Origin of the sequence: Shewanella sp. SM21 (assembly GCF_025654335.1) — a bacterium.
GTDB lineage: Bacteria > Pseudomonadota > Gammaproteobacteria > Enterobacterales > Shewanellaceae > Shewanella > Shewanella oncorhynchi.
In genome coordinates this window covers 38,765-65,589 of the sequence record NZ_JAKKRL010000003.1, presented here as the reverse complement: position 1 = coordinate 65,589, position 26,825 = coordinate 38,765, and the positions used below count along the sequence as shown (strand labels likewise).

Annotated in this window: 22 protein-coding genes; 15 read left to right on the top strand and 7 right to left on the bottom strand. The window is 45.5% G+C overall.

The window, feature by feature from the left end:
* Positions 1–172 precede the first annotated feature (172 nt).
* Positions 173–2,035: a methyl-accepting chemotaxis protein gene (locus tag L5L94_RS04520; RefSeq protein WP_263161504.1), complete on the bottom strand. Its 1,863-nt coding sequence runs from the start codon at positions 2,033–2,035 to the stop codon at positions 173–175.
* 439 nt (positions 2,036–2,474) lie between these two features.
* On the opposite strand from L5L94_RS04520, the gene L5L94_RS04515 reads away from it, so the two are divergent.
* From L5L94_RS04515 to L5L94_RS04505, 3 genes are read left to right on the top strand one after another with little or no spacing between them, the layout of a single operon-like run.
* Positions 2,475–3,008: an RNA polymerase sigma factor gene (locus L5L94_RS04515; protein ID WP_219253939.1), complete on the top strand. Its 534-nt coding sequence runs from the start codon at positions 2,475–2,477 to the stop codon at positions 3,006–3,008.
* Entirely contained in the window at positions 3,008–3,592 is a 585-nt protein-coding gene (locus L5L94_RS04510; RefSeq protein WP_263139594.1) for an anti-sigma factor, read from the top strand. Before L5L94_RS04515 ends, L5L94_RS04510 begins: the two co-directional genes overlap by 1 nt.
* Entirely contained in the window at positions 3,589–4,545 is a 957-nt protein-coding gene (locus L5L94_RS04505) for a DUF4097 family beta strand repeat-containing protein (protein WP_263161502.1), read from the top strand. Before L5L94_RS04510 ends, L5L94_RS04505 begins: the two co-directional genes overlap by 4 nt.
* 71 nt (positions 4,546–4,616) lie before the next feature.
* Here L5L94_RS04505 and rsuA read toward each other — a convergent pair whose 3' ends face one another.
* Entirely contained in the window at positions 4,617–5,369 is a 753-nt protein-coding gene (gene rsuA, locus L5L94_RS04500; RefSeq protein WP_173248550.1) for a 16S rRNA pseudouridine(516) synthase RsuA, read from the bottom strand.
* A 77-nt stretch (positions 5,370–5,446) separates the two neighbouring features.
* Between rsuA and L5L94_RS04495 the strand changes: the two genes are divergently transcribed.
* The 5 genes from L5L94_RS04495 to L5L94_RS04475 all read left to right on the top strand — a co-directional run bounded on the left by L5L94_RS04495 (position 5,447) and on the right by L5L94_RS04475 (position 10,450).
* Positions 5,447–6,001, top strand: a complete 555-nt coding sequence (locus tag L5L94_RS04495) for a sugar O-acetyltransferase (protein ID WP_173242885.1) — start codon at positions 5,447–5,449, stop codon at positions 5,999–6,001.
* A gap of 261 nt (positions 6,002–6,262) precedes the next feature.
* Complete coding sequence (locus L5L94_RS04490) at positions 6,263–8,347, top strand: M13 family metallopeptidase (RefSeq protein ID WP_168824750.1); 2,085 nt, start codon at positions 6,263–6,265, stop codon at positions 8,345–8,347.
* Between the two features lie 205 nt (positions 8,348–8,552).
* On the top strand, positions 8,553–9,338 hold the full coding sequence (locus tag L5L94_RS04485) for a RelA/SpoT domain-containing protein (RefSeq protein ID WP_173242882.1): 786 nt from the start codon (positions 8,553–8,555) through the stop codon (positions 9,336–9,338).
* 173 nt (positions 9,339–9,511) lie between these two features.
* A complete protein-coding gene (locus tag L5L94_RS04480) occupies positions 9,512–9,919 on the top strand; it encodes an SMI1/KNR4 family protein (protein WP_113939053.1) in 408 nt (135 codons plus the stop codon).
* A gap of 30 nt (positions 9,920–9,949) precedes the next feature.
* A complete protein-coding gene (locus tag L5L94_RS04475) occupies positions 9,950–10,450 on the top strand; it encodes a DUF4447 family protein (protein ID WP_173242879.1) in 501 nt (166 codons plus the stop codon).
* Positions 10,451–10,577: 127 nt separating this feature from the next.
* Here the strand turns inward: L5L94_RS04475 and L5L94_RS04470 are convergent, their stop codons facing one another.
* Positions 10,578–13,163, bottom strand: a complete 2,586-nt coding sequence (locus tag L5L94_RS04470) for a TonB-dependent receptor (RefSeq protein WP_131523744.1) — start codon at positions 13,161–13,163, stop codon at positions 10,578–10,580.
* A gap of 243 nt (positions 13,164–13,406) precedes the next feature.
* On the opposite strand from L5L94_RS04470, the gene L5L94_RS04465 reads away from it, so the two are divergent.
* The 4 genes from L5L94_RS04465 to L5L94_RS04450 all read left to right on the top strand — a co-directional run bounded on the left by L5L94_RS04465 (position 13,407) and on the right by L5L94_RS04450 (position 17,935).
* The gene (locus L5L94_RS04465) at positions 13,407–13,946 is read left to right on the top strand and encodes a PH domain-containing protein (protein ID WP_263161500.1); all 540 of its coding nucleotides are present in this window, start codon (positions 13,407–13,409) and stop codon (positions 13,944–13,946) included.
* A gap of 151 nt (positions 13,947–14,097) precedes the next feature.
* Positions 14,098–15,372: an Nramp family divalent metal transporter gene (locus L5L94_RS04460; protein WP_263161497.1), complete on the top strand. Its 1,275-nt coding sequence runs from the start codon at positions 14,098–14,100 to the stop codon at positions 15,370–15,372.
* Between the two features lie 140 nt (positions 15,373–15,512).
* Positions 15,513–15,977, top strand: coding sequence for a DUF1456 family protein (locus L5L94_RS04455; protein WP_263161494.1), 465 nt, complete (start codon positions 15,513–15,515; stop codon positions 15,975–15,977).
* 269 nt (positions 15,978–16,246) lie between these two features.
* On the top strand, positions 16,247–17,935 hold the full coding sequence (locus tag L5L94_RS04450) for an NAD-dependent malic enzyme (RefSeq protein ID WP_105250164.1): 1,689 nt from the start codon (positions 16,247–16,249) through the stop codon (positions 17,933–17,935).
* 131 nt (positions 17,936–18,066) lie between these two features.
* Here the strand turns inward: L5L94_RS04450 and L5L94_RS04445 are convergent, their stop codons facing one another.
* Together L5L94_RS04445 and L5L94_RS04440 are read right to left on the bottom strand one after the other, a co-directional pair.
* Positions 18,067–18,501 (bottom strand): DUF3069 domain-containing protein, encoded by a 435-nt coding sequence (locus L5L94_RS04445; RefSeq protein ID WP_263161490.1) that lies wholly within the window; start codon positions 18,499–18,501, stop codon positions 18,067–18,069.
* 31 nt (positions 18,502–18,532) lie between these two features.
* Positions 18,533–19,057, bottom strand: a complete 525-nt coding sequence (locus tag L5L94_RS04440) for a phosphatase PAP2 family protein (protein ID WP_113939058.1) — start codon at positions 19,055–19,057, stop codon at positions 18,533–18,535.
* 220 nt (positions 19,058–19,277) lie between these two features.
* On the opposite strand from L5L94_RS04440, the gene L5L94_RS04435 reads away from it, so the two are divergent.
* A complete protein-coding gene (locus L5L94_RS04435; RefSeq protein WP_411569218.1) occupies positions 19,278–21,134 on the top strand; it encodes a diguanylate cyclase in 1,857 nt (618 codons plus the stop codon).
* Here the strand turns inward: L5L94_RS04435 and L5L94_RS04430 are convergent.
* Positions 21,131–21,928, bottom strand: a complete 798-nt coding sequence (locus L5L94_RS04430) for a substrate-binding periplasmic protein (RefSeq protein ID WP_173242870.1) — start codon at positions 21,926–21,928, stop codon at positions 21,131–21,133. The two genes, L5L94_RS04435 and L5L94_RS04430, sit on opposite strands and share 4 nt — an antisense overlap.
* 174 nt (positions 21,929–22,102) lie before the next feature.
* On the opposite strand from L5L94_RS04430, the gene queG reads away from it, so the two are divergent.
* A complete protein-coding gene (gene queG / locus L5L94_RS04425) occupies positions 22,103–23,305 on the top strand; it encodes a tRNA epoxyqueuosine(34) reductase QueG (RefSeq protein ID WP_173242868.1) in 1,203 nt (400 codons plus the stop codon).
* Between the two features lie 93 nt (positions 23,306–23,398).
* Here queG and metE read toward each other — a convergent pair whose 3' ends face one another.
* Positions 23,399–25,669, bottom strand: a complete 2,271-nt coding sequence (gene metE / locus L5L94_RS04420) for a 5-methyltetrahydropteroyltriglutamate--homocysteine S-methyltransferase (RefSeq protein ID WP_263161483.1) — start codon at positions 25,667–25,669, stop codon at positions 23,399–23,401.
* A gap of 200 nt (positions 25,670–25,869) precedes the next feature.
* On the opposite strand from metE, the gene L5L94_RS04415 reads away from it, so the two are divergent.
* Positions 25,870–26,775 (top strand): LysR family transcriptional regulator, encoded by a 906-nt coding sequence (locus L5L94_RS04415; RefSeq protein ID WP_173242864.1) that lies wholly within the window; start codon positions 25,870–25,872, stop codon positions 26,773–26,775.
* Positions 26,776–26,825: the final 50 nt, after the last annotated feature.

The window sequence follows — 26,825 nt, the reverse complement described above, 5'->3', positions numbered from 1 at the left end:
GAACGTTCTGACTAATCTGAGCGGTTCCAATGCACAGCTTACTGTTTTAACGAATCACTAAGCTTGCAGAGCTCATCACTCAGACATAAAAACGCACTCCTCGGAGTGCGTTTTTGTTAGTGTATTTTTTAAGCCAGCTTCTGATCATCAGATGTAAACTGGCTTCTACGCATTAGATTTTAAAATTACTCACCGCACGGAATAAGAATTCAGCCTGCGCTTTCAGCTCATCCGATGCCGACGCATTTGCATCTGCCGCATGGGATGACTCCTCAGCGATATCGCGGATCACCACCACGTTCTTGTTCACTTCAGCCGCCACCATACTTTGCTCTTCAATAGCCGCCGCAATTTGAGTGCTCATGTCCATAATATTACGCACGTCGTTATTGATAAGCTTCAATAAAGCGCCAGCACTTGCCGCTTGTTCAGCGCTTTCAACGCCTTGTTTTTGGCTAGATTCCATCAATTGCACAATCGATCGGGTACGCGTCTGCAGGGTTTGAATGATGTTAGCAATCTCTTGGGTTGACGATTGCGTCCGCATCGCTAAGTTACGTACTTCATCGGCAACCACAGCAAAACCACGGCCCTGCTCACCCGCACGCGCCGCTTCAATCGCGGCGTTCAAGGCTAAAAGATTGGTCTGCTCAGCAATGCCGCGGATCACATCTAACACGCTACCGATAGTCTCGCTGTCACGTTCCAATTCATTAACGACCGCTGCTGAGCTATTCAACTGCTCAGCAAGTGACTGGATTTTATGTATCGTTTGCTCAACCTCTAATTGACCACTTTGGGCATTATCGTGGGTCTGACCCGCTTTTGATGCCGCCAATTCGGTTGTTTTAGCGATTTCCTCAATCGTTGCGCCCATCTCAGTGATTGCTGTTGCGACCATGTCGGTCTCATTAAGTTGTTGGCCCACACCTTCGGAGGCGAGCATGGCATTTTCTGAAACACGTTTACAGGAAGTGTTAATCGTTGCGACCGACTCAATCACTTGCTCAATCAGCTGTTGGAAGCTACTCACCATGCTATTGAAATGCTGTGCAATTTCACCAAGTTCATCTTGGGTGGAGGCATCGCACCTCAATGTCAGATCTTTACTCACCTCGATGCGAGAAATGATCTGCGTGATACGCTCAACAGGCGCGATAATACTGCGGATAATCAAGTAGGTAATGATTGATAGTAGTAACGCAATAAAGATAAACACAGTAATACCGACATTAACGCTACGACTCTCAGCATCATCAATCGCCTTAAGAGCCAAGTTTTTCAAGTCACTCGTACTGCTCTCAGTTTGCTGGTTTGCAGCTAAAACTCGCGCCATAGTGCCATCCTTCTCTGTCAAACCGAGTTGCTGCTCTTTATTAATTAAGCTTTTAAAATCTTTATGATACTGAGTAATAAGCTCTTCAATTTTTCGTTGAGTATCAATATCGATACTCGAGGCATGAAGCTTGTCATTAAACTTACCAATATTAATATCGAAGGTTTCGACATAACTTAGCTCACGACGCAGCATAAAATCCTTTTCGTTACGCCTAAGTTGCAGCATTGCGGCTTCGAGTGCGGGCTGATCAAATTCCTTGAGTAGCGTTTCAACGTTATGCACCGCAGCTCGTAACGTACCGTACAAACCTGTTTTAGGTGTTAAGCCAATCTCTTGTTGTAGCTGCACCACTTCAGAAAAAGCGGCTTGATACTGATTTAAATTACGGTCAAAACTTTCAAGTGAGGCAGTCGACACCCCATATTCTTTAAAGACTTTCTCTAACTCAGGGACAATACTGTCGATTGCCATGTGGCTTTGCTTATGCAGCTCGACATATTTCAAATCCTTGCGAGCGAAAAAGTCCTTTTCATTTTTACGCAAAATTAAGACGTCGCGCTCTAAATCAAGCACACTTTGAGCCGCGTTAGAAAGTTCCGATTTCACCGAATTTGAATAGAGTTGTAATCCAAACATGGCAATTAGTGCCGAAATAGACACTGCAGCACTGAGTAACAACTTTGAGCGGATAAACATAGAAAGTCCCCGAATATGTAATCTATCTTAAAAAGATAGCTGGAAATTAAGCCTTTAACAGCGCAAACATAGCAATACATTAAAAGTTCACATCAAATACTTTGATAGCTTGTCGATTTAAGCTCCCATACTGTGAGTAGCGCATTATTTTTAACTTAGTTCTTCAGGGTGATACCCTACCGTTACTACAAAGTATTTCGTTTTAATTACGTTAAATATACCGTCTCAAAGCAGATGTAAGTGTCATAATATCAATTGATATAAAATGAATTACTTCATTAGCTTAGCAGTACTTTTCCGGGCGGATTCTACTACAAATCACAAAAATGTTACGCTGGATAATTGATCTAAATAAAATATATTTTTTAAGGTTCCAAACCTTTTGTAGCGCCCACTGCGTCAAAACTACAACACTCAATCATTATGGCAGGAAATTACAGTGACAGCAGGGATCCTCCCACTCAATGGCTCAATGTCTGACTTTGAACTGGTCACCTTAGCGAGCCAAGGAGACAGAACTGCCTTCAAGTTGCTTTATCAAAGCCATTACAAACGTATTTACGCCCTATCACTGCGCCTTTGCGGCCATAGCGCTATGGCTGAAGAAATTACCCAAGAGTGTTTTATTTTAGTGTGGCAGAAGTTGCCACAATTTCGAGGTGAGAGTCAGTTTTCCACTTGGTTACACAGTATTTGTGTCAATCAGGCATTGAGCAGCATTCGTAAACAAAAGTCCTTTTGGTCACGATTTATTCCGCTGGAACATGAAACTGAACCCTTAAGCTCTGATAGCAGCTATAGCGGATTAGATAAGTTAATTTTCAAACTGCCAGAACGCGCTCGCATGGTTTTCGTACTCTGTGCAATCGAAGGTTATCAACATGATGAAATCGCTGACTTACTTGGCATTGCCGTCGGCACCAGTAAGACCCAATACCATAGAGCTAAGCAACTACTACAGGAGATGCTGTAATGACGTTAACGCCGCGTTCCCGTGAACAACAGCTTGAGCAATTGATTAATAGCGCGCCCAAAGAGATGTCGCCTACACATGATCTGTGGCAAGGCATTGAAAAACGCATGGATAAAACGCTGATACCCCAAACGTACAAATCCCAGAAGAGTCACGCTTGGGCGATAGCGGCTTCGTTTATTATTCTAGCGGCATTGGGATATACCCAATTGCCCTATTTCAACTCATTCATAATGCAGCAGACAGAGCTTGCCCAGAACCAAGCTATGCCAGAGCAACCAGAGGATGTGGCCTTACATTTATTACTCACCCAAATTGCAACATCACACCAAGCGCAAGTGGACAACCTAGAACAGGCGCCAAATGCGCTAATGTGGCAAACGAGCAGTTTCAGCGCACCCGTTGAGCAAGGTTTAACTGAGCTAAGGCTCGCGGCAACACAGATTTACCAAGCTTTACAAGCAAATCCAACCGATAAACAACTTTGGCAACTCTGGCTTTGGGTGCAGCAGCGTGAGCTCGACCTATTACAACAGGGCCAAAAATTACCCATTAGAAACTCGACACAAGGAAACACCCTATGAGTAACCTCAATCTCACTAAAGCTAGCCTATTGGTTTCGACACTCTGTTTAGGCTTAATGGGCAATGTGTTAGCAGCACAAAGCGTTGATAAACAGTTAAGTGTCAGCAGCGACACTCAACTGCAGATCAAAGTCCAACGCGGTGATGTGACCATTCAAACATGGGATAAGAGCGAAGTGAGTGTCACTGGCACATTAGATGAATTGAGCGAAGGCTTTGTGTTTGAGCAACAGGGAAATAGTCTCAATATCGAAGACAAGATGCCTCGCCACTATAATGGCAATAATGACAAAGGATCACAGCTCACCATTAAAGTCCCAAAAACAGTTAAACTCAGTGCAGATACCATATCTGCCAATCTGCAAGTTGCCGAAACTCAAGGTGAACTGGATTTGAATACGGTAAGCGGCAATATCAACGCCAACAACTTAAGTGGTAAACCTGAGTTACATACAGTCTCTGGTGATATCACGACCAAAGCACTTGATGGAAAAATCAAATTAGAAACCGTATCCGGCACGATTCAGGACACTGACAGTAAAGGAGAAATGAATTATCGCCTCGTTAGCGGTGACTTAAAAAGCCACACTCAAGCAGAAAAAGTCACGATTGAACAAGTCTCAGGTGAAGTGAATGCTAACTTTAGTGTCACCAAGGAAATCGAGCTCAGAACCGTCAGCGGAGATTCACAAGTGTCACTCGCTAAAAACTTCAACAAAGCGAATTTAGAAAGTGTGAGTGGCGATATTACCGTGATCTTTAATGATGTTCCCGATGCAAGCTTCAACTTAAATGGTGGTCCTGGTGGAAAAATCAACAACGGTTTAACCCAAGATGTACCGCAAAAACAAAAATATGTACCAAGCACAGAGTTATCATTCCAAACAGGCTCTGGTGCAGCCAACGTGAAGATGAATACCATCAGCGGTCATCTGATTTTAAAGAAACAGTAATAAAAGCTATTTAGCACAAATAAAAATGCCGCCAAAGTAAAACTCGGGCGGCATTTTTTATATCAAACTCATCAGACTGAAGCTATCTCTTCAGCCGTCAAATATCGCCATTCACCCAGTGCTAAGGTGGGGTCTAATTCAATTTGCCCTACACTTTCACGATGCAACCCTTGCACATGATTGCCCACAGCGGCAAACATACGCTTCACTTGATGATACTTACCTTCGGTGATGGTTAATCGCACTAATTGTGGATCAATAATCTCCAGTAACGCTGGCTTAGTTAGACCATCTTCACCGCGCAATTCAACGCCAGCGGCAAATACCGCAATCAAACTAGCATCCACAGGCTCAGCGAGTTGCACTAAATAGCGTTTGCCACATTCTTTCTTCGGTGAGGTGATCTTATGCGACCATTGACCATCACTGGTAATCAACACTAGCCCTGTAGTATCGGCATCTAAACGACCAGCAATGTGCAGAGTTTCTGGCTTAGGTACATCCACTAAGCTCAATACCGAAGGGTAGGTTTCATCTATCGTCGAGCAAATAGTGTCTACCGGTTTGTTAAGCATTAAATAACGCTCGCCCACTAAGACAATCGGCTCGCCTTCAAGGCAAACACACATACCTTCAGTCACTTTAAAACCCGAGTCTTTAACGACTAAGCCATCACAAGTAATATCACCGCGATGCAGGGCTTTTTTCGCTAATGAGCGAGTCAATGAGGTACTCTCACAGATAAATTTGTCTAAACGCACGTTAATACTCAACTTCAATAAAGAAAACTGCCGTATTATGAAGCCGACCCGTTCAAAGGGCAAAGAATTGCTGCTCAACACGAGCTGTGTTTCTATTTAGCCCTTACGCATTGACAGTAATCACCATAGGGAAAGATGCTATGACTGAATTCCAAAAGATGATCACAGGCCAAGAATATGATTGTCTTGACAGCGAACTCTTAAGTTTAAGAGCACAACAGCAGCGACTGAATCGACAATTAAATCAAACGATTGCTCAAAATAGCACTGAGTACGCCCAACTCTGCCAACAACTTATACCCCTTAAATCGCCAGTCGCAACTATCTCCACGCCGATTTTTATCAGTTATGGCATTAATCTTACTCTTGCTGACAGAGTGTTCATCAATGTCAATGTCACCTTGCAGGATAATGCCCCCATTTTTATTGATGAACAGACTATGATTGGCCCCAATGTACAGTTCTATACCTCAAGTCACCCACTTGATGCCGAGCTACGTTGCTCAGGTTTGGAAACCGCTAAAGCGATTCACATCGGTAAACGGGTATGGATTGGCGGCGGCGCAATCATAATGCCAGGAATCAATATTGGTGATGATGCCGTCATCGGTGCTGGCGCCGTAGTAACTAAAAATGTCGCAGCCAAAACAGTGGTTGCAGGTAACCCTGCAAAACTAATTAGGCAACTGAATTAACCCTATTTTAAAATGAGAAAGCGAAGTGCTCGCTTACCTGAAAAGGCCTGCATACGGTAACTTTGCAGCTACTGACTTAAATATGCTCACTGGTAACCTTTAGTTACATATCACTCAAGATAAATCCACGATAAACACTGTAATGACCTTGTTTCGATTCCTAGTAAGGCATTAACATAGTTCATTGCGCCTGAAGCAATCCCATTTTGCCAAAATAACAGCCCCAATAATGGGCACAATAATAAACTCGAAGGAAACAACATGAGAAAAGTACTCATTGGGGGACTGTGTGCCTCACTTATCGCAGGCCTGACTGCCTGTAATGACAAAGCTGCCGAAGTTAAAGCACCTGAAACTGCTAAAACAGCCACCGCAGCGGCAGTGACTCAAGCACTAGGTTCTGGAATTGAATTTGCTAATTTTGATAAAGCGATTCGTCCACAAGACGATTTCTATAAATACGTTAACGGCACTTGGCTAAAAAACACTGAGATCCCATCCGATCGCACTAGCATTGGCGCTTTCTACGATTTACGTGAAAAATCACGTGACGACGTAAAAGCCATTATCGAAGAAGTGGCTGCAACGCCCAATCTCGCCGCTGGTACAGACGAGCAAAAAGTGGCCGATTTATATCGTTCATTTATGGATACAGAGACACTCAATAAGCTGGGAGTCACACCAATCCAAGGCGAATTTGATGCTATTAATGCCTTAAAAGATAAGAATGAATTAGTGAAGTACTTCGCCCACAGCCAAATCGCTGGCGCGGGTACCCCAATAGCATTTTATATCGATATCGATGCGAAAAACTCTAGCCGTTACGCAACGCATCTCTATCAATATGGCCTAAGCCTGCCAGAGAAAGACTACTACTTTAACGAATCAGAACGCTTCGTTAATATCCGTAAGGCATATGTCGCCCATATCGAAAAAATGTTTACCCTTGCGGGTCTTGCTAACCCTAAAGCCAGTGCTGAAGCTATTTTAGCCTTAGAAACGGCCATTGCTGCCAAGCACTGGGATGTGGTTGAAAACCGCGACAGCACTAAGACCTACAATCTATATCAAGTCAAAGATCTGCCAACACTGGCACCGGATATCGATTGGGCAGGCTACTTAGCCGCTCTTGGCGCTGACAAGCAAACCGATATCATAGTTAACCAACCTAGCTATATCCAAGGATTAAACGAAGTTTTAAAAACGACTGAGTTAGCCACTTGGAAAACCTATATGCAATGGCAAGTGCTGACGCACGCGGCGAGCAATCTAAGTGAAGCGTTAGACAATGAAAACTTCGCTTTCTTCTCTAAAACCTTAAATGGTCAAGAAGAACAAGAACCTCGTTGGAAGCGTGGCGTTGCAGCCGTCAATGGCGTTCTTGGTGAAGTTGTGGGTAAAGTGTATGTCAAACGTCACTTCACTCCAGAAGCCAAAGACCGTATGCAAGCACTGGTTGAAAACCTGCGTGGTGCTTACGGCGACAGCATCAAAGAATTAACTTGGATGAGCGACAGCACTAAAGTGGCTGCGGCGGATAAATTAGCAAAATTCAACCCGAAAATCGGTTACCCGAACAAATGGGAAGATTACAGTAAGCTGACCATCAAGGCAGACGACTTAGTCGGTAACGCTATGCGTGCCAGCGAAGTTGAACATGCTAAATCACTAGCCAAACTGGGCGCGCCAATCGATAAAGACGAATGGCACATGACGCCACAAACGGTTAACGCTTACTACAACCCAACCATGAATGAAATCGTGTTCCCTGCTGCCATTCTGCAACCACCCTTCTTCAATTTGGCGGCTGACGATGCAGTCAACTACGGTGGTATTGGTGCGGTGATCGGCCATGAAATGGGCCACGGTTTTGACGACCAAGGCGCTAAATTCGATGGCGAAGGCAACATGCGTGATTGGTGGACAGAGCAAGACTTGAAAGAGTTCTCTGCTCGCGGCAAAGCGCTAATCGCACAGTACGATGGTTACGCAGTGTTTGATGATCTGCATGTCAACGGCAGCTTAACCTTAGGCGAGAACATTGGTGACTTGTCAGGTGTGACTATCGCTTATCGTGCTTATAAGAAATCGCTTAACGGTAAAGATGCACCCGTTATCGATGGCTTAACGGGCGATCAACGTTTCTTCATAGGCTTCACGCAAATTTGGCGCGCAAAAGCTAAAGAAGAAGCCATGCGTAACCGCGTAGCGACCGATCCACACTCACCTGCGGAATTCCGCGCTCTGGGTGCCCTATCTAACATGCCTGAGTTCTACACTACATATGATGTAAAACCTGGCGATGCCATGTATATCGCACCAGAGAAACGCGTAAAAATTTGGTAAGCCAAATTTAAATCACTGTTCAGCGGCATAAGCTGGCCAACAATGGCGCTCACTGTTAAAGGTGGCGCCATTTTTATTTCCTTAAACCACTGAGCCCCATGCGCAAGATGAACAAGTCTTCATGGTTGGTTCAGCTTTAATTAAGCAATAGAAGCCTATGGTGGGTGCGTGACCTGAATAACTCACCCATAAGGAAGTAGGCCGCATGACTAAGTTATTTCGTACTTTTTTTATTTTTCTACTCTTATTATCGAGCCGCGCTGGTGTAACAAATCCTCTCGACATCAGTGACAGTAAAGCAGAACGTGGTAATTACAGTGCAAGACAGGCATCAAGCCATGACCTACATGGTCTATATGCACTCAGCAGTCAGACCTTCGATGCGCCTCATCAACCCTCGAATGACTTATCCGTGCTCCATCACCAAGCCTATGATGCACAAGCTGAACTCGCCCAATTACTCACCAATATTGCCCATTATTCACAGGCACAAGTGATTGTTCCGCCAGTAAAGAGTTACCAAAGAGCTGCCGATAAAGTGGCGACAAAATTTAACGGTGATGCCAGCCAAATTACCGACCTTGCAAGGGCAAGTATTGTGACCGACAGCATTCAAGATCTGATGCATGCCTACCAAACTTTGAATGAGCACACCCAAGTTGTGAAACAAAAAAACCGCTTTGCTGAACCTAAAGCCTCTGGCTATCGCGATCTCAATCTACTGGTACGCTTACCCCAATCAGGCATGATTGCTGAAGTGCAGTTACACCTACAGGATATCGCTGATATCAAAAATGGTCCTGAACACAAGGTATATGAAAAAGTACAAAGGATTGAGGCCAATGCTCGTAAACAACAACGTTCACTAAGTGAGTTTGAACTCGCGCAGATTGCCCAATTACGTCAAGAATCACATAAGTTGTACCACAAGGCATGGCTTAACTATAAACGGGTTGATGAAGCCAGTTTATTAAGAGCCTCGGTCGCTTAACTAAAAAGCTTCCACTCTTGCGCTGGCTATCTGTAAAGGTGCCAGCGCCTTTTTTTATATTTTACAGTGCCTGAAAAAACATATTAAAAATAAGCTGAAAAATGCACTCTCTCGCATCGAACGTCTTTTTAAGTATATAATCCCGCGCCATAGCCCTATCAGCAGGAAATGCCATGCACGACATTATTGAGCAACTCCAAGAACGCAGCGAAACTGTTCCTGTACCACTCGAATTACCCACATTTGAGCAGCTCGTCGAAGTCGAAGAGCAAATCCTGATTTCATTGCCAAGGGAGCTAAAAGAATACCTGTTGTATGCCAGTGATGTGATTTACGGCACGATAGAGCCAGTAACAGCATCGGATCCCTACTCGCACACCTACCTGCCCGAAGTGACTTGCTATGCGTGGTCCATCGGTATGCCAAGGGACATGATTGCCATATGTCAGCAAGGTGATGCTTTTTACTGTATCGACCAAGATGGTCAAGTACATTTCTGGAAAAACGGCGACTTTACCGATATCTATTGGGAGTCGTTTTGGGAATGGGTTGAAGAAATCTGGTTAAAGATCAAATACTAATTTTACTTTTATTGCATTGAGAACACGATTATGTCTAAGAACATTGGCTTGAATGCCATCGAAATGAGCTACTTACGCCAGTCACTCAGCTTAAGCACGGCTCAAGTTGGTGCTCTGACTAACCATAGCGAAGCCGATGTACTCGCCTGGGAAAGCGGTGAACAACTGGCACCTGAGCTGGCACAAAAGAAACTGCTTGATATTGATGACATCATTGAGATGCAAGTGCTCAACACCTGCGATGGTATCGAAGAACTATTTAAGAAAGAACCTAAGCGTCACTTAGCCTTCGTGGTCTACCCCACTCAAGCGGTTTACACACAATACAACCCCGAATTCTTAAGTTCACTGCCTTTTACTGAGCTGTACAACACGGCCGCTTGGCGCATCAAGAAAGAGTGCAAACTGGTCCTAGAAGTCGACGTCAGCCTAGTGGCCCTCGACGTGGAGGCCTACAAAGCCTTCCGTGAACCGACCAAAATGAGTGAAAGCCGCGAAAGTCGCGCAAAGTGGGCAGCGACGCAGTTATAAACTCAACCGTCACAAGTTTAACCCTATAAAAATAAAGGCCAATATCATTATTGGCCTTTTTTATTAGAGATCACACCACCCATCATAAATGACGCACCATTCCGAATGAAATGACGCTAAGCGGTAGTTAGAAGTTCATCGTGAATTTAGTGTAAATGTAGCGGCCCATAGGATTATGTACTGAAATAACATAGCCGTAGAGATCCGTATCCCCGTCACCGATAGCAAATGGTGGCTCTTCATCAAATACGTTGTTCACGCCTAGTGTCAGCTTGAACATTTCATTGAAGCGATAAGTACCAGACATGTCGACCAATAATTGAGAGTCGATCATACGAGACTTATTACTTTCAAAATCAAGTACACCATCGAAATTGATATCTGGGGTATCTTCAAATTCACCGATGTAACTCAAATTAATATTGGCGGCAAAATTATCCATAGTCCAGTTAGTGGTGAGTAACCAGCGATGTTGAGGGAACTTATACTCACCCGTGTAATCCAGACCATCTTTCTCAAAATTATGTAAGTAGCTGTACTCTAAGCCAAACTTCAAATCCCCATAGCTATCTAGCTCAAAACCATAATGACTAGAGACATCCATCCCTTGTACATCTTGAGAGCTTAAGTTGATAAAGCTTGAATGGATAATACTGATCGGACCTAAAGTTTGACCTAGCTGTGGCGCTAAGCGCTCGCACACTGTGCTATTTTGATCGTTACAATTTGCAGTATAGATATCGCCTAATGGCTGTTTATCAATTTTGTTGTCTTGCGTGATGCTAAAGATATCAAAACCCACATCAAACGTCTGACTCGGCGCCCAGATCATACCGACGTTCCAAGTTTCGGATTCTTCAGCATCCAGCTCAGAGTTACCTTCAAATTCAGTGTTGTAATCTAAGGCTTCACAATCAACATTATCGGCAGCGCAACGGTAAGTATCGACAAAGAAACTACTTTCGCGAGATGGACCAAGACCTATCTGCGCTAACGAGGGTGCACGGAAGCCCGTAGACCAAGACGCGCGCGCCGTTAGCTCGTCAGTCACTCCCCATTGAAAGGCGACTTTAGGGTTAGTCGTTGAACCAAAATCGCTGTAATGATCATATCGACCAGCGAGTTGCAACTCGAAGTTATCCGTGACTGGAATAGATAATTCCATATAAGCGGCATATTGCTCACGGGATGCCGCCGCAGAGACAGCTTCAGTACCAAAAATCAATCCACGTTGGAATTGCTCATCGGGCACATCACTGACATCTTCTTCGCGATATTCAGCTCCCGCCGCCATCATGATGTCGCGACCAGCCAAGGTAAATGCTTGACCAGATATGTTAGCCGCATAAGATGTCATGTTTGACAAACCTTGGCGTACTAAACTGGTGGTAATAGCGTCAATGACCTCTTGTGAGTTCATCGTACCGCCGAAAGGATTGTAACGACCCGCATCAATTTCACGTTGCAAATAATCTGTTCTTACCCAGCCTTGGCTGCGATCACCCGTTTGAGTCGACTCACTGCGACCTTTTTGAACAGAAGCTTCCCAATCCCACTCTTTTACTACACCGCGTAAACCAGCAACTAAACGTAAACTATCGGATTCAATATCCCAACGTCGCGCCCCTGCATCAACCGTACGGAAGCGACCAATTTCAATATCTTTCCCCCAAGGATTATTCGGGTGAGATCCAGGTACAGTTAAACCAGCATCCTCGTCAAGTGGTGTCGGTGCTCCACCTGCGATCGAGGTATTGTGCTGCGCCGCTAACTCTAAAAATGCTGTTAAATCATCATTAAAATGATAGTCAAATTGGCCAATAGCCCCTACGCGCTCCGCAGCCGGCGCAACAAAATTGTATGAGCCGTACTCAAATAAACAACTTCCACTCGCGGTTGCACTATCAGCAGGACAAGCAGGGTCGATAGTTTTAACACCATCAACATAGAAATACCCAGGAAAGCCACGGGAAGAACGAAAATCTTCACCACCATAAGGTGATTGATTTGAAACACCAAAACGTCCTAAATCAGTCGCAGCTAAAGTATCATTTTTGAAATAGTCGAGGATGACGGAAGCACTGCCCTTATCGGACTTCATCCCCCACACCATATTCGCTGTAGTTTCATCGTAGCCAGTGCCTGAAGCATCACCGTAACCAAGATTGACCTCAATGCCTTCAATGTCTTTTTTCAGAACAATGTTAACCACACCCGCGATCGCATCAGAACCATAAATAGCCGATGCACCATCCTTCAGTATGTCAATACGTTCAATAGCTGATACCGGAATATTATTGATATCAACAAAGGAATTAGTGATACCTTCGGCAAAAGCACTCGCCGCAACACGACGACCGTTAATTAACACTAAGGTCGCGTCTGGGCCTAAACCACGTAGACTGATAGATGCGCCGCCGTTGGCGGTTGAATCTTGGCTGTTACCTCGGGTAGAAAACGCGCCAGCACCATTGGCAGGCATGCGTTCAAGTAATTGCTGCAGGTTATCAAATCCCATATTGGCAATATCGTCTTTACTGATCGATTGAATAGGGGAAGGGCCTTCAATATCGGTACGTTTAATACGGGAACCCGTTACTTCAATACGTTCAACTTTTTCTGCACCTTTATCGGCAGCATGGGCCACTGTTGGCGCACATGCCATAGCAATTGCGATTGCACAAGCACTGGGTAGAATCTGAGGTCTGTTCATACATTTCCCTTGTTTTATTTATCTCATTAAAATTATTTTAACAATAAGAAAACCCTAAATTAACAATAAACAAGGTAATGAGTTACAAACCAAAGTCAATGGCAGAGATATAAAAAGTTAAACTTTTGTTACATTTGAGGCAGTGTATTTTCCTCATACGAGAATCAAAGAAGGTCTAGGCACTAAAGATTCAACCTACAAGACAAGTCGCAGTATTTGAATATCAGAATTAAAGGAAGAAATATGGAAGACAAGATTATTTATCAAGCAGAGTTTGAACCCCATTTAGGTTGGTATTGGTTGCTTTCAGGGGCCGCCTATTTCAGCCTAAGCATAATAGGTATTCCCTTGTTATTACTTTGGTTTCCAATAGGGCTGTGGGGGACTCGCCGCTATATTAACAACATGAGTGCGCAGCTCACCAGCAATAAACTTATTGTCAGGAGGGGCATATTAACTCGTACTGAAAACACAGTGCCTTTGGACAAAATTACCGATATGGCATTGATCCAAGGCCCAATTATGCGCCTATTTGGTCTGCATAAACTCACGGTAGAAACCGCAGGGCAATCGGGCGCAGGCGCATTGATAAGCTTAGTCGGCATAGTCGATGCGCCTCAATTTAGAACCCGCGTATTAGAACAAAAAGAACGGCTTACCCAACCCTTGCGCCCAACAATCCCATCGGCACAGCCAGATAATACGCTGTTACAAATCGTAGCCGAAATGGCTGCAAGCTTAAAACGCATTGAAACTTTACTCAGCCAAAAATTAAACAAATAAATTGAATAAAACGACTTTTAGTTCAATCACTTTACCTTTAATGTTGAGCCACTCACTTAGCGTTAGCTCGGCTTTAACATGAGCGCAGCCTTAGCATGAGGGAGTGTTCGATTCCCCAGATTAATTTTCAACAGGCATTTTTAATAACGACATGACAGAATCTTCAGTAACTTCTCCTTCATCCTCTTGGATGACACACCTAACTCTCGGCATTAAAGCCATGGGCCCAGGTGTTCTTATGGCCGCAGCGGCGATTGGCGCATCCCATTTAGTCGCCTCGACTCGGGCGGGCGCCGAATTTGGTTGGCAACTGGCTTGGGTTATTCTTGGGGTGAATTTACTTAAGTATCCCTTCTTTGCAGCTGGCGCACGCTACACAGCTGCCACAGGGGAGAGTCTACTGCACGGCTACCAAAAACAGGGCCGAGGTTACTTACTGCTGTTTACTGGGCTCAATGTGATCGCCGCCATTGCCAGTACAGCAGGGGTGTGCATGTTAACCGCCGCTATGTTGACCCAATTTATTCCGCTGCCCATCGATTGGTTAGCCCTGCTGGTATTGCTGAGTTCTTTGGCTTTACTGATTTTAGGCCATTATCAACTGCTTGATAGACTCACTAAGATCATCATGTTCGCCCTAACCTTAACCACCTTAATTGCCGTGGCCTTGGCTTGGGATCATGCTCAACCATTAGCGAGCAATTTTGCCTCTCCTTCACCTTGGCAATGGGCCCATGTGGGATTTCTGGTCGCCATGATGGGTTGGATGCCAGCCCCGATTGAAGTCAGCGCTTGGAATTCTCTCTGGTTGCTCGAAAAACAAAAAAGCCAGACAGTGACGAAAGCGCAGGCGCTGCTCGACTTTAACTTAGGCTATATCATCACTGCGATCCTCGCGATCGTGTTTTTGTCCTTGGGCGCTTTAGTGATGCATGGCAGTGGCGAACACTTTTCAGATTCCGGCGCGCAGTTTGCTAATCAATTAATCAACCTTTATAGCCAAGTGATGGGCGGAGAAAGTCGTTATCTTATTGGTATTGTGGCATTTCTGTGTATTTTCAGCACCACTGTAACTGTTATCGATGGCTACAGCCGCACTTTAGATATGGGCTGGCAGTTACTCACCTCAAAGGCCGGTTCAGACAAACGCCTCACTGGGATCATGCTCGCCATCAGTGCCTTTGGTTTATTGCTAATCCTCTTCTTTAAAGGCGCACTGTTACCGCTGCTTGAGTTTGTGATGATCTTGGCCTTTATGACCACAGTCATTTTTGCTTGGTTAAACTACCGCTTAATGACCAGCAAACAGCTCCCCGAAGCCGATAGATACGACACTAAGATGAAGCTACTCTCTTGGTTTGGCCTAAGTTATCTACTGATTTTCGCGGCACTGTTTATCTATTGGTACAACATCATTAAAGGTTAATTGCCAGAATGTTTATGCAGGAGCAATAAATGGCCTTAACTAACTGCCATTAAATTCCTGCTGAATTCTGCAATTAAGGTGGTTTGGGTATATAATGCGGGCTCTTAAACCAGACAGCGCAGCCGCGCCAAGAGATGACCATGATTAATAATGATATTTTGCGCCGTTTGCGCTTCGTGTTTGATTTTAGCAATGCAAAAATGATTAAAATTTTTGCTAAAGCTGGAAGAGAAGTGTCTGTCGAAGAGATGATTGATCTTCTACGTAAAGAAGAGGAAGAAGGTTATAAAGCTTGTAACGACACGACCTTATGTCAGTTTTTAGATGGTCTTATCATAGAGAAGCGCGGTCTACGTGAAGGTGCAGAAATTCCAGCGCCCGTTTCACGTTTAAACAACAACCTCATCTTTAAAAAGCTGAGAGTTGCCCTCGAAATGCGTGAAGAAGACATAGTAGCAGCTTTGGCTTTAGCCGAAGTGCAAATGTCAAAATCAGAGCTAAGTGCCCTGTTCCGCAATCCAGACCACAAGAATTTTAAAGAGTGTGGCGATCAAATACTGCGTAACTTTATCCGCGGCTTATCACTTAAGTATCGCGGCGTATAACGCTAAACTTATGACATAAAACGCAGCTTAGGCTGCGTTTTTTTATATCCGTTTTTATCTACACCTGAGCTTGTTTGGATATAAACAAGACCTTAACAATTCCATCTCAACAACCTCAGAAATCCTGTTTAAAACAGCTGACTTTTTTACTGCTGCAAAAAAAACCACAAATACCTCGTTCCACGGACAACAAAGATCACATTTCATGATAACCTTACGTGACTTACAGCACGTATTGACCACTTAAACAATAACTCAAAAGGTTACCCATGGACGATAATAAACGCCCCCTCTATCTTCCGTTTGCAGGACCTGCCATTCTTGAAGCCCCACTGATTAACAAGGGCAGTGCATTTTCTGAAGAAGAGCGTATTTTCTTTAACCTCGAAGGCTTAGTCCCCTATGCCATTGAAACGATTGAGGAGCAGGCTTCTCGCGCCTACGATCAATTTAGAAGTTTCAATAACGACTTAGACAAGCATATTTACCTACGTAATATCCAAGACACAAACGAGACCTTATTTTATCGTTTAGTGCAAAATAACATCAGCGAGATGATGCCCATCATCTATACGCCGACGGTAGGTTTAGCTTGTGAACGTTTCTCGAAAAACTATCGCCGCAACCGTGGTTTGTTTATCTCCTATCCGAACAAAGATAGGATCGATGACATCCTCAATAACTCGACTCGTCAAAAAGTTAAAATTATCGTAGTCACTGATGGTGAACGTATTTTAGGCCTTGGCGATCAAGGTATTGGCGGCATGGGGATCCCTATCGGTAAGCTGTCACTCTACACTAGCTGTGGCGGTATCAGTCCAGCTTATACCCTGCCTATTACCTTAGACGTAGGCACAGATAATCCGCAGTTGTTAGAAGATCCTATGTATATGGGTTGGCGCCATCCGCGCATCGGTGGCGAAGAATATGCCGAGTTTATCGAAGCCTTTATGCAAGCCGTCCACGTGCGTTGGCCGGATACTTTGATCCAGTTCGAAGACTTTGCCCAAAAGAATGCCATGCCGATCCTAGAGCGTTATAAGGATCGCTATTGCTGCTTTAACGATGATATTCAAGGTACTGCTGCGGTTGCCGTTGGTTGCTTGCTCGCCGCGTGTAAGGCTGCGGGCACTGAATTGAATCAACAACGTATCGCCTTCCTCGGTGCTGGTAGTGCCGGTTGCGGTATTGCCGAAGCTATCGTGGCACAAATGGTGTCTGAAGGGATCAGCGACGAGCAAGCTCGCACTCAAGTGTGTATGGTTGACCGTTGGGGCTTATTGCTCGACAACATGCCTAACCTGTTGCCATTCCAGCAAAAATTGGCGCAGAAATGCACCAACATCCAAAATTGGAGCAATTTCAGCGACAATATTTCACTGCTCGATGTGGTTAACAACGCCAAGCCGACAGTGCTGATTGGGGTATCTGGCGTTCCGGGTCTCTTCACCGAAGAAATCATCCGTGCTATGCACAGCCATTGTGCTCGCCCGATTATTTTCCCTATGTCGAACCCCACCAGCCGCGTAGAAGCGACACCGAAGGACATTTTGCATTGGACCTCAGGTCAAGCACTCGTCGCTACGGGCAGCCCATTCGAGCCTGTGGTTGTCGATGGTGAAACCTATGAAATTGCCCAGTGCAACAACAGCTTTATCTTCCCAGGTATTGGCTTAGGCGTATTAGCTTCGGGTGCACGTCATGTATCCGATGCCATGCTGATGGCTTCAAGTCGCGCACTTGCCGAATGTTCGCCACTGGCAATCGATGGTACAGGTCCTCTACTGCCTAAACTGGAAGATATCCATGCGGTGAGTAAGCATATTGCTTTCGCCGTAGGTAAAGTCGCAGTTGAACAAGGGTTAACGCTGCCAATGAGCGATGAGATCTTACAGCAGTCGATTGAAGGCAATTTCTGGAGTCCAGAATATCGCCGCTACAAACGCACTTCGTTCTAAGCATAGCGTTGCCGCGACCCAAGTCGCAGTAAAGCAGCTTAGTTGAGCGTTTGTGCTAGCCAGCAAAAAGCCCGTTACTTTGCAGTAACGGGCTTTTTAATTTTCTGACTCTGTGCTGATTTCAATAAAAACTAAGGCGCCATCACCTGTTTAAAGCTATTGAGCAAAGCACGATCGGTACGCGCTTTCTTCAACTTACGTAGGCTTTCTTTGAGCGATTCATCGGCTAAGCGCGTAAAAATACCGTTATATTCTTGCTCTTGGATTGCACTATCGGTATCGGCTTGCTCAGAAATTTCTTGGGCGACACGACTCAATTGCAACCAAGCATTCGCGATATAGAAACCGTGGAATGCGGCTTGTTCGATTAGATTACGCGCACTGGCAGGTAAAGATGTCCAAGCTTGGCTAAATTTACCCTCCCTGTCTTCCAACAGTTCGGCACACAAACCTTGGTACGCTGCTAATAAGTCACCCGGTAATTTAGCCATTGGTAACACTTTATTCGCAACATTGTAAGAAATCTGCTCGGCAGTTTCGCGGTAAACAGCTGATAATTCGCTCATAAAAATCTCGATTCGCATCCCAAAAATAGACTTAAAACTGGCCACTCACATATAAACCATAAACGCCGTTACCCGCAATCGGCGTAACTGTAATCCCCTCATAGGGTTGAGTAAAATACCAACCCGCCAGCGCGCCAATCGCCGCGCCAGCTAACACATCCTCGAGGTAATGCTGGTCGCTCGCCACTCGGGTGTAGCCCACATAAGATGCGGCAACATAGGCAGGTAAACCATATTGCCAACCATAGCGCTGCTGAATAAACGTCGCCGCCATAAAGCTGTCTGAGGTATGACCCGATGGAAACGAATCATCGCCACTATCGTCTGGCCTGTCTTTACTCACACCATACTTAAGACCTTCAACAATTAACCGACTCGACACTGCCGCCTGAATTAACTGCCAACTACCATCATAACCCTCTTCATAAAACAAGGTCGCGCCCATCGCAGTAGCGGGTAATAATAAATGCAATACATCGCCAGAGGTTTCTAAATCTGAGCCTGCCCAACTAGTGCCACTCATCATGAATAATGCAGCACAGAGTAATTTCTTCAAGGGTGATTCCTTTGTGGGATAATAACCAAGGCGGAGTTTATACCTTGATCATTAACCGAATGCAAAATTGCTATACATCTATATTAAAAATGAACAAACAAGTTATGCTAAGCTAATAATTAGCTATTGATTTTAATTCGAACAGGAATCTTTTTTGCTACATCAACTTAGGTATTTATCATTCTCCTTATTGCTGCTTCTACTGCCGCTCAGCAACGCTATGGCAGAAGAAAAGACTCAGGTTGATAAAATATTTGCAAGATTTGAAAGCGGCGTCCCTATGACCCGTGAAGAAATCGAAAGCAATCTAGTGTTATTAAGCAAACTAATTTCGACTGACGATGTCACCCGTCATGAAAAGCTGCAACTGCTTAAATGCTGGGATCAGAATACAGAAAACGACACCGCTATTGCACTGGCACTTAAAAATACTAACCAAGCACTGAGCAATATTCAGCCAACCGCCTCCCCCCATTTCATTACCGACCTCACGCTCTGCCGCTCTTGGTTTCTGCAATTAAGTGGTGATATGGATGGCGCGATGGAAGGCTATAATCTCAGTGTTAAACGTGCCTATGAGCATGAAGACCTTAAGCTAATCGCCGACTCGCGCAGCATTCGCGGCGCACTTTACTCTTATATTGGCGATTTTTCTGCGGCATTAGACGATCTCGTCACTGCACAAGATCTCTATGAATCACTCAATTTAAGCGGTTGGGCTAACATTAACCTTGCCGATGTTGCTACCAGTTTTAGACGTTATGGCGATCCCCAAAGTGCAATCCGCTATTACACCAAACTCAAAGCTCTCTATCTAAAAAACAATAACCAAGAACAGGCAATGTATGTCAACTCGGACATTGGCCTTGCCTTAGATGAACTCGGTGAACATCAACAGGCCGTAGATAATTTCTTAGTAAGTTATCAATACTTCAAGGAACATCAGCAGGAAAAAGTGGCAGCAACTATGGCAACGAATATTGCCTACAGCTTAATCAAACTCAATCGTCTAAACGAAGCCGAAAAGTATTTAATCGAAGCCGATACTGTTATTAATGAAAAAGATCTGACAGATTACAGCTTCATGAAGCTTTTTATGGCCGAGATAAAGTTTCAACAAGCTCGCTATAAAGAGGCGCTTACCGAACTTGAGCAAGGGGAAAAAGCCTTTCGCACTCTGCAGAATAATCGGGGACTCACTCAACTGCTGCAGCTTAAAAGTAACATATATGTGGCTATGAATGATTTATCTGCCGCCTACGGAGCGCTGCAAGAATTTGTTACCCTAACAAAAAAAGTCGATGGCAATTCTCTCTCCCATCATACGACAGAATTAAAGGTCAAGTTTGATACCAGTCGGATTGAATCTGAAAATCAACGCTTGATTGAAAACCAAAACCTTAAAGAACAAGAGCTCGCGCTACTTGAAAAGAACAAATCACTGCAACATATTATCCTATTACTAGCGGGCTTTATCCTGACGATAGTGTCTATATTCGCTTATAAACAAGTACATAGAAATCGCCAACTGCAAGTTATTGCCCTCACGGATTATCTTACCAAACTCCCTAATCGTCGGCATATTTATGCCCAAGCCGCGAAATATTTTCAGCAAGCCTTAAAACATCAAAGCCCTTTTTCAGTGATTATTTTTGATGCGGATCACTTCAAAAAAATCAACGATAACTTCGGCCATGAATTAGGCGATCGCGCCCTTATGACCATTGCAAATGCAGGCCGAGCCTTATCAGGTAATAAAGACCTCGTTGGCCGCATCGGTGGTGAAGAGTTTTTAATCCTATTGCCTAACACTGACGCCACAGGTGCGTTAGCGCTGGCGCATCAATTGCAGAACCATATTAGCCGCCTTAGCGCACAGAATTTACCAGCAGAACTCAAATTAACCGTTAGCGCTGGTGTCGCCACTTTAGAACCACAAAATAATACGGAAGATGCATATCAAGATAAAGATTTTGCCACCTTGCTAAAGCGGGCCGACAATGCTCTTTATGAGGCTAAAAATGCGGGCAGAAATTGTGTGAAATCAGCCAATAATGAGGCTTTAAGAGAGAATTAAACGGCCTTATGCCAAAACACTTGATGTTGTAATGGCGGTGGCAAAGTGCCAAACCATGTCTGATACAGACGACTAAATTCACCCGAGTCTTTCATTTTCTCAAGCTCTGTTTGCCAACTGATAACGGTTTCCGCCGACGTCCCTTTAGAAAAAGCTAAATAGAGATTAATCTCCGATACCACAAACACTTGGCGGATATCTGTCTCACTCGCGCCAACCTCTTCGAGTATCTGCTTTACCGCAAGATCCGCTTGGCACCAAAAACGAATTCGAGAAAACAGCAACTGTTTCGCCGATTGCTGTGGAAAACTCGCCACCAGCAAATTATCCACGCCCGCTTGTTGTAGCAACTGCGCACCCGCCGATTCCCGATAAACCCCCACAATATCTGTCGATTGAAGTTCAGCAAGTTGATCGAGAGCGATAGGATCTGCCGCCCTTGCGTACAATGCAATTTTGCTGGTCGCAATAGGACCGATAAAATCAAACTGCTCAGCTCGTTCATCATTAATTGACGTAGCAAAAAGTAAAACGTTCGCAGAGGTATTAGCAATCGAATACGCCCGAGCCCAAGGTAACACATCGATTTTTTCACTCTGACCCAGTCTTGATTGCAAGGTATTGACTAAGTCCACCGCAAAACCTTGCGGCACACCATTTTGCTCGTAACTCATGGGAGGCCAAGCTTCGGTCACCAATTTCAACTTGTCAGGCGCCGCAAAAACAAGATTAGGCATCAGGCCTAATAAGCTCATCGCAAGAAAACACGCCCTAAGGGGAATCGCACTCAGCATACGAATACCAAACGATAAACAGTAGACCTAATCATAGACTCAATCCCAACAGCAAATAAACAAATACCCCAAAGAAAATATCGCCTCACGCCCCCTTCTGAGTAAACTCGTCCTCAATAAGTGAAAACTGCTATCATATTGCCACCTAGCCAAGAGCCTCGCTGCAATCAATTCATGTCAACTTTAGTCAATCAAACCCCAAGCCAATCCTATGCCAGCATGCTGTCGCGGCTCGCTCTGCAAATTAAAACGTGGGGAAAAGCACTCGGATTTGCGCAGGTTGGCATTTGCGATACGGATTTAACCGCTGAAGAAGCCAAACTCCAAGCATGGCTAGACAAAGGTTTTCATGGCGAAATGGCCTATATGGCTACCCATGGCATGATGCGCGCTCGCCCGCAAGAACTGCATCCGGGCACAGTGCGGGTGATCTCCGTACGGATGGACTATTTGCCACCCGAAGCTGGCTTTGCAACGAATCTCACCGATCCCAACTTAGGTTATATTTCCCGTTATGCCGGAGGTCGCGACTATCACAAGTTGATCCGCGCTCGACTTAAAAAGCTCGGAGATCAAATCAGTGCAGAGTTAGTTGCTCTCGGTTTCGATGCCGCTGACTTTCGCCCCTTTGTTGACTCAGCCCCTGTACTTGAGCGCCCCTTAGCAGAAAAAGCCGGTATAGGCTGGACAGGTAAACACTCACTCATACTCAACCATGAGGCTGGCAGTTGGTTCTTTTTAGGTGAGCTACTGATCAATTTGCCTCTACCTGTGGATATTCCCATTCAAGAAGGCTGTAACACTTGTGTCGCCTGCATTACCTCCTGCCCAACGGGTGCAATCGTAGAACCTTATGTGGTCGATGGCAGACGCTGTATTTCCTATCTCACCATTGAACTGCAGGGCGCTATTCCCGAAGAATTTAGGCCACTCATGGGCAATCGCATCTATGGCTGCGATGATTGCCAACTCGCGTGTCCCATCAATCGCCAAGCGCCGCTGACTGAAGAAACTGACTTTCATATTCGTCCGCAGTTAAAGCAACCTGACCTTCTCAGCCTTTTTGCTTGGAGCGAGGCCGAGTTTCTTAAACAAACTGAAGGCAGCGCCATTCGTCGCATTGGACATAAACGTTGGCTACGTAATATTGCAGTAGCACTGGGTAACGCTCCCGCGAGCCCAAGCATTATTGCCGCACTTAACGCCCGCAATCACAGCGAAGATATCGATGAGATAGTGCGTGAGCATATTGAATGGGCGCTTAATGCCCAGCAATCGCGCCTTGCTGAAAGCGCAGCAACTGAACAACAAAAAGCCCGCCGCAAAACCGAGCGCATGGTGCGCATTATCGAAAAAGGCTTACCGCGAGATGCTTAAGTCAATCGGCAAGCAATAAACAACGGATGCATAAGCATCCGCTGTTACTAATTCAATAAGCTCAGTAAAAAAATATTTCACTCAAGCATAATATTAACCAAGGCGGCGACGTAGTTCTCGCGTGGCATCGACCATGTTTTTCAGTGCGGGTTCAACTTCATCCCAAGTACGGGTTTTTAGGCCGCAATCTGGATTAACCCATAGCTGACGTACGGGCACTTTTTGCGCCGCTTTCTCGATTAAGTGCACCATGGCCTCCACACTTGGAGTGTTTGGCGAATGAATGTCATACACACCGGGGCCAATTTCATTTGGATATTCAAAATCTTCAAAGGCGTTGAGTAACTCCATCCGTGAACGCGAAGTCTCGATAGTAATCACATCGGCATCCATGGCGGCAATCGCGGCAATGGTGTCATTAAACTCGCTGTAACACATGTGGGTGTGGATTTGAGTCTCATCAGTCACGCCAGCAGCGCTGAGTTTAAAGGCATTCACCGCCCAATCTAAGTAGGCTTGCCATTCACTTTGTTTCAATGGCAGACCTTCACGGAAGGCGGGCTCATCGATTTGTATAATGCCAATACCGGCATTTTGTAAATCCACCACTTCATCACGGATCGCCAGCGCCAGCTGAGTCGCAATCACATCGCGGCCGATATCTTCACGGGCGAATGACCAATGCAGAATCGTCACCGGGCCAGTCAGCATGCCTTTTACAGGCTTGTCGGTGAGACTTTGGGCAAACTCGGCCCAATCAACCGTCATCGCCTTTGGACGGCTAACATCACCATAGATCAACGGCGGCTTAACACAGCGTGAACCATAACTTTGCACCCAACCATTTTTGGTAAAGCCAACGCCCGCAAGCTGCTCACCAAAGTATTCCACCATATCGTTGCGCTCGGCCTCACCATGAACCAGTACATCGATACCAAGTTTAAGCTGGCGGTCGATAGTATCGCGGGTGACTTGTTGTAATTGCTCTGTATATTGTGCATCACTCAGATCGCCCTTGCGCCAGCGACTGCGTAGTCCACGGATTGCTGGTGTTTGTGGGAAGGAGCCAATGGTGGTGGTCGGCAACAGAGGTAAACGGTATTTCTGCTGCTGCACTGCTTGGCGTACGCTGAAATCACTGACGCGCTCATAATCGGCAGATGTCAACGCGGCAACGCGGGCAATCACTTGACTGTCGGCAGCCTGCGCTTTCGCCTCGCGGCGCGCCAAACAGGTTTGCACAATCTCTTTTGCCGCGACTGATTCAGGTGCCAGTAGCAATTGGCGCACATTGGCCAGTTCGAGTAATTTCTGCTTCGCAAACGCGAGTTGTTGACGCAGCGCGGGCTCAAGCGTGGCTTCCACCTCTAAATCCACAGGGCTGTGCAGGAGTGAGCAAGAAGTACCGATCCACAAGCGATCTCCGAGATCACGGGCAACCGCGCCTATGCGTTCGGCAATCAAATCCGCCTCTGCCGCCCACACGTTGCGGCCATTGACCACACCCGCCGACAGAATTTGATCTTGACCAAGCGCATTAGCAAAGACCGCCAATTGATCCGGCGCTGTGACTAAATCGACATGCAACCCCGCGACCGGTAAGGCCGATACCAGCGCTTGATGGTGTGCGATACCGCCGTAATAACTGGTAAGAAGGATCTTCACCTTCGTAATGCTGAGGGCTTGATACGCCTCAGTGATCGCCGCTTGCCATTCGCCATCCAATTCCAATGCGAGAATGGGCTCATCGAGCTGTACCCATTGCACTCCCTGAGCAGCGAAACGCGCCAAGATGTCAGCATAAGCAGTTAATAAATTAGGCAATAAACTTAACTTATTGAACTCTTGACCCACAGTTTTAGCAAGGTGCAAGTAACTAACAGGGCCGAGTAGCACAGGTTTTGCTTTATAGCCTAGCGCTTGCGCTTCGCTGACTTCATCAAAAAACTGCTCGTAAGCAATAGAAAACTCTTGGTTTTGCGTCAGCTCTGGCACCAAATAATGATAGTTAGTATTGAAATACTTGGTCATTTCAGAAGCTGGCGCATCTTGGCCCGTTGGCGCTCTGCCGCGGGCAACACGGAATAAAGTATCGAGATCGATTGCCCCTTCACCACGATGACGCTCAGGAATGGCATTTAAAGTCGCGCTTAAGGTCAGCACTTGATCATAAAAGGCAAAATCACCTACGGGAACTTGCTCAATGCCAGCAGCAGCTTGCCACTGCCAATGGGTGTGGCGAAGTTCACTCGCCACTTCACGTAATTGTGCCTGAGTGCTCTCACCACGCCAGTATTTTTCTAAAGCAAATTTCAATTCACGACGACGCCCGATACGGGGAAAACCAAGACTATTTAATTGCATACTCTATCTTCCTTTATTTGAGATAAGCCATATTCGGCACTTGCACCCACCAGATTGTTTTCTCTTGGCACTTTTCAGCACTTCAGCCTTGATAAATAACAATGGGCGTCTGGACGTCTAGAAGTTTATTGTGTTAGTCTCTATTCCAGCAACCGAATTGATTTCAAGCACAACATGAGCGAAATTCACTTGGAGTGAACATGATCGAACTAAGACACCTGCGAACCTTAATGGCCCTGAAAGAAAGCGGCAGTTTGGCGGGCGCAGCCAAAAAACGTTTTGTCACTCAATCCGCCCTCTCCCACCAGATTAAGGAGTTGGAGCAAAGGATTAACTCGCCCATTTTTGTGCGTAAGAGTAAGCCACTGTCATTCACCCAAGAAGGTGCACGCCTGCTGCATCTGGCCGAAGAAATTTTGCCTAAAGTGTTAGAAACCGAGACAGATTTGAAGAATGGGCTGGAAACCGAAACCAATCAGTTGCGTGTCGGCATTGAGTGCCATAGCTGTTTTCGCTGGTTAATGCCTGTAATGGAGCAATTTAGGCAAGATCATCCGGCAGCCGAGTTAGACTTGTCGAGCCGTCATCTGTTCGACTCGCTCAATGCCTTAGAAATGGGTGAACTGGATATTGTATTAACCTCAGATCCTGTGCCTGGGCATTCACTCGCCTACCAGCATTTGTTTGATTTTGAAGTGAGGTTAGTGGTTGCTAAGGATCATCCTTTAGCGAAAGAAGCCTATGTCACCCCTAAGCAATTAGCACACTTGCCTATTATCAGTTATCCAGTGCCGTTGACACGTTTAGATATTTATCGCCACTTTTTAGAGCCTGCGGGCATAGAGGCGGGCGAGCAAAAAACCTGTGATTTAACCATGATGTTATTGCAACGCATCGCCTGTAAAGACGGCATAGCCGCACTGCCAAGCTGGTCGATTAATGAAGGACATGGACTGAGTCTCGCTACGGTAAAACTCGGCCAAGAAGGCCTGAAACGACCGCTATTTGGTGCCTATCGCCGCCACAGTGCTAACTCTGCATTGATCCAAAATTGGTTACAACTGGTGGCGAGGGAAGGTTTATCCCGCCAGCAGAAGACGAATTAATGCGGGTGACATTGAATAAAAAAGCCTGCGAATGCAGGCTTGTTTATTGA